Genomic DNA, 999 nt, shown 5'->3' with positions numbered 1-999 from the left:
TGTGCGATGCGCCGCCGGCACAGGCCGGCGCGGCGCTGGACGCTGCCCGCGGCGCCTGGCGCAGCACCATGCTCGCGTGGGAGAGCCTGGGCGCCGTGGCCGTGGGCCCGGTGATCGCCCGGCGCACGCAGCGCCAGATCGACTTCGCACCCACTCGGCCCTCGCTCATCGAGCGCGCCATCAAGGCCCAGCCGCAGGGTGCCAAGGCGTTCGAGCGCGTGGGCACGCCCGCCAAGGGCCTGCCCGCCCTCGAATGGCTGCTGTGGACGCAGCCGGCCGCGCCCGCCACGCCCGGCCTGCCGGTATGCGGTGGAGGCGGCGCTGGACGTGGAGCGCGAGGCGGTGGCGCTCAAGGCGGCGTTCGACGGCGCCGCCACCACCGACTGGCCGCCGAGGACGAGCAGGAGCGCTCCACCCAGGCCATGGGCGAGTTCATCAACCAGTGGGTGGGCGGCATCGAACGCCTGCGCTGGGCCCACATGGAAAAGCCGCTGCGCGCCGCCCAGGGCAGCCGCACGCCGGACTACCCACGCGCCGCCAGCGGCCTCACCCCCGAAGCCTGGGCCGCCGAATGGCAGGCCTTGCGCACGCTGGCCGTGCTGCCGCAAGGCGCCGCGCTGCCCAAGCCGGGCGAGGCCCTCGTGCCGCTGGAAACCTACCTGCGCGGCCGCGGCCTGAACCCCCTGGCCGACCAGTTGCTGCAGGCCACGCAGCGCATCGACACCGCCTTTGCCGCCCTGGCGCAGCCCGGAAAGAACACCGGGCCGCAAGTGCTGCAGGCGGCCAAGGAGCTGACCGCGCTCAAGCGCCTGGCCGAGGCCGAGATCGCGCCAGCATTGCAGGTGAGCATCGGGTTTTCGGATGCCGATGGGGACTGACGCCATGCCAACCAAGCGACCGGAAGGCATTCCTGCCGCCTCGGCACCACTGTCGCGCCGGCAGGCGCTGCGGCTCGGCGCAGGCCTGGGGCTGGCCGTGCCGCTGGCCACCGCCTGGGCC

At 74.6% G+C, this 999-nt stretch carries 1 protein-coding gene; it reads left to right on the top strand.

Annotation, left to right across the window (positions count from 1 at the left end; translation table 11 throughout):
* On the top strand, nt 1-878 hold an 878-nt coding region (locus AC27KI_RS25760; protein ID WP_487116665.1), incomplete at its 5' end, for an imelysin family protein.
* Nucleotides 879-999 lie beyond the last annotated feature (121 nt).

This window comes from Acidovorax sp. KPB24-03 (genome assembly GCF_057546605.1).
This window is presented reverse-complemented; position numbering and strand designations above follow the sequence as displayed.